Here is a 3,533-nt window from a genome sequence, read left to right as displayed (position 1 = left end):
GTCCAGATACCGGTGGACCAGGGTGATGGCCATAGCACCCTCACCGACCGCGGACGCGACCCGCTTCACCGACTCGGCCCGCGCGTCGCCGGCCACGAAGACACCCGGAACGCTGGTCTCCAGGTGGTACGGATCCCGGTCCAGGGGCCATCCGCGGGGTCGTTGTCCGTCGACCACGAGGTCAGGGCCGGCTATGACGAATCCGCGGCCGTCGCGGACGATCACGCCGTCCAACCAGTCGGTGCGTGGCGCCGCCCCGATGAAGACGAACAGCCACTGCGCATCGACCGTCTCCGTCGCACCGGTCGCATTGTCACGGAGCGTTAGCTGCTCCAGGTGTTGCGTGCCATGGCCGGCGACGACCTCGGTGCAGGGCTGTACTGAGATCGCCGGGATGCCGGCGATCTGCTCGATGAGGTAGTGGGACATGGACGCTTCCAGCGATGGGCCGCGGACGAGCATGACCACCGAGCGGGCGTGCCGGGCGAAGTACACCGCCGCCTGCCCGGCGGAGTTCGCCCCGCCGACGATGTAGACGTCCTGCCCGGCGCAGCCGGACGCCTCGGTCAGCGCGGAGCCGTAGAACACGCCGCGGCCGGTCAGCGTCTCCAGCCCGGGAGCCGCCAGCTGCCGGTAGGACACGCCGGTCGCCAGGATGACCGTGTGGGCGTCGATCTGTCCACTGTCGGCGAAGTGCACCGTCCGCGCCGAGCCGTTGGCCTCCAGGCCGACGACGTCACGGGCGGTGAGTACCTCGGCGCCGAATTTGGTTGCCTGTCGGCGGGCACGGTCGGTGAGCTGCGCCCCGGAGACTCCGTCGGGGAAGCCGAGATAGTTCTCGATCCGTGAGCTCTGTCCGGCCTGGCCACCGGTTGCGGTCCGCTCGACCAGCACGGTCCGCAGCCCTTCGGATGCGCCGTACACGGCCGCGCCCAAGCCCGCCGGACCTCCGCCGATGACGATCACGTCGTAGAAGTCGGCGGCCGGCGCGGTGCTGAGCCCGACCCGGTTGGCGAGTTCGGAATCGGTGGGCTCCACCAGTGCCTCGCCGCTTTCGGTGATCACAACCGGGAGGGTGACGCCGTCCGCTCCGGCCGCGGCCAGCAGCCGCTCGCCTTCCGGCTCGTCGGCGAGGTACCACCGGTAGGGCACCTGGTTGCGGGCGAGGAAATCGCGGACCTCGTGCGACCGCGCCGACCAGCGGTGGCCGACGACCTTGGTCTCCGGCACGGGCCGATGGTCCGTGGTGCGCCAGGCGTCGAGCAGGGCGTCCACGACCGGGTAGAGCTTCTCCTCCGGCGGATCCCACGGCTTGAGCAGGTAGTGGTCCAGATCGACGACGTTGATGGCGTCGATCGCGGCATCGGTGTCGGCGTACGCGGTCAGCAGCACCCGTCGGGCCGTGGGGAACAGGTCCATCGCCTGTTCGAGGAACTCGATGCCGTTCATCCGCGGCATGCGGTAGTCGGCCAGAATCACCGCGACCTGGTCGCCGCGCAGCTTCAGCTCACGCATGGCGTCCAGCGCCTGCTCGCCCGACTCGGCTCGGATGATCCGGTGGTTCTCACCGTAGCGCCGTCGCAGGTCGCGGCTGACCGCACGGGAGACGCTCTGGTCATCGTCGACGGTGATCAGTGCCGCGCGCACGGCCGAACGGGGCGCCGTCATGGTTAACCAGTCAAGCACGTGCGGCCCGTCCCCGGCAGGTCGTCGCGGCAACGACAATCCTCTGTCGGGGTTACCGGAACCTCAGCGCCCGCCCAGACCGGTCTCCTCCAGGTCCAGGTCGCGTTGCAGGCGTCGACGTGTCGTATCGCTGACCTGGTGGGCGTCATACAGGCGGCGTAGCTCGGTGCTCTGCACGGCGATCACCTCGCGGCGCAGCTCGCGGTATACCTGGAGGAGGGTCCTGCCCGGCTGGTCGTCGTTGTGCTCGGTGGGTTGCTCCAGGCGTGCGTGGAGGTTGCGGCGCACGCGGTCGATGGCCGCCTCCGGGACGGTATCCAGCCCGGTGATGTCGTCGAGGTGGGTGAGTCCGGCGTGGATGAGTCGGTCGCGGGCACGGGTTTCCTCCCGGGCGGTGTGCTCGGGTTCGAGGGCGAGTCCGGAGCGGCTCACGACGTGGGCAAGGCTCAGACCCTGGAGGACGAGAGTGAAGACGACGACGGCGGTGGTGAGGGTCAGGATCAGAGGGCGCCCGGGCAGTGGGGTGCCGTCGGTGGCGGTGAGCGGGATGGACAGGGCTGCGGCCAGCGGCATCACGCCCCGGGTGCCGGCCCAGGTCACCACGCCCGCCAGGCGCCAGGACGGGCGGCCGCTGGTGGGCCTGACCGCCGCGGACAGCGGGAGCATCCACACCACCCGCAGGGCGATCAGAGTGGCGGCGATGGCGAGTGCCTGCAGCGGCCACAGACCGGTTCCGGTCGGGAGTTCACGGATCAGGGACGGCAGTTCAAGGCCGATGATGCTGAAGACGACGCTCTCGAGCAGGAAGATCACCACCGCGTACACGGCGTGCAGCTGCAGCCGGATATGGGCGTCACTGAGCTGGTGCCCGGACCGGCCTAGCAGCACGCCCGCGACCACGACGGCGGTGACCCCCGACATGTGCGCGGACTCGGCCAGCACATAGGCGGTGTATGGGGTGATCAGGGCGATCACGGTCTCCAGCACGGGGTCGGTGGTGCGGCGGCGGATGGCCGCGACCACCACCGCGACCACCGCGCCGATCGCACTTCCACCGCCCGCAAGCAGGACGAACTCACCGCCGACCACGTCCCAGCTGACCGCGCCGGAGGCCACCGCGACGGTGACGGCGACCTTGAAGAGCACCAGCGAGGTGGCGTCGTTGAACAGGCTCTCCGCCTGTACCAGTACCTGCACCCGTCCGGGAAGCGCGAGCCTGCGGCCGAGCGCGGTGACCGCGACCGGGTCGGTACTGGCCAGCACCGTGCCCAGCACGAAAGCCATGGCGACCGGCAACGGCGTGAGCGCAGCGGTCACCGCGCCCACGGCGGCGGAGGAGGCCAGCACCAGGCCGAACGCCAGAACAACGACCGGCCGCCACACCATGCGCAGGTCGCGCAGGGACAGCTCCTCGGCGGAGGCGTACAGCAGTGGAGGCAGGACGACCAGACCGATGGTCTGCGGAGCTATGTGCAAGGTAGGAGTGCCCGGCATGAGCGCCACTGCAAGACCGGCCAGCACCAGCAGCGGTGGAGCGGGCACCCGCCAGCGGCGTGCCCCGGTGGCTACCGCGGTTGCCAGCACCACAAGAAAGAGGACTGTCCCGACCGCACGCATCCGCCGAACCTCTGGTCCGTGATCGGGGTTGCTGCCGCGGATCGCTGCAGTCCATCCCCCACGCCGACCAGGCTTCCCGGCACACCTGAAGCAGACTTTATCAATTCCTCAGCTGTTTCGTGCGGTGGGATGGGTGCAGGGGCGCGTCAAGACGACATTTCGCACCTGCTTACTCACGCTGCGGGTCAATGGCCGCCACCGCGAAGCCGCAGGCTGTCACGCAGCGGTGG

Annotated in this window: 2 protein-coding genes; both read right to left on the bottom strand. The window is 69.8% G+C overall.

Features of this window, described 5'->3' with window-relative positions; genetic code table 11:
* The coding region (locus tag U9980_RS13710; protein WP_322768262.1) for an FAD-dependent oxidoreductase at nucleotides 1–1,668 on the bottom strand (1,668 nt) is incomplete at its 3' end.
* Between the two features lie 81 nt (nucleotides 1,669–1,749).
* Entirely contained in the window at nucleotides 1,750–3,303 is a 1,554-nt protein-coding gene (locus tag U9980_RS13705; RefSeq protein ID WP_322768261.1) for a Na+/H+ antiporter, read from the bottom strand.
* Between the last annotated feature and the right edge of the window lie 230 nt (nucleotides 3,304–3,533).

The sequence above is a fragment of the Protofrankia sp. Cr1 genome, assembly GCF_963555865.1.
GTDB lineage: Bacteria > Actinomycetota > Actinomycetes > Frankiales > Frankiaceae > Protofrankia.
Note: the sequence above shows the minus strand (reverse complement) of the source record. Positions and strands in the feature narration are given on the sequence as shown.

Excerpts from the sequence above, each read along its gene's own strand:
- U9980_RS13705 (WP_322768261.1), bottom strand. The coding sequence starts at position 3,303 with ATGCGTGCGGTCGGGACAGTCCTCTTTCTTGTGGTGCTGGCAACCGCG.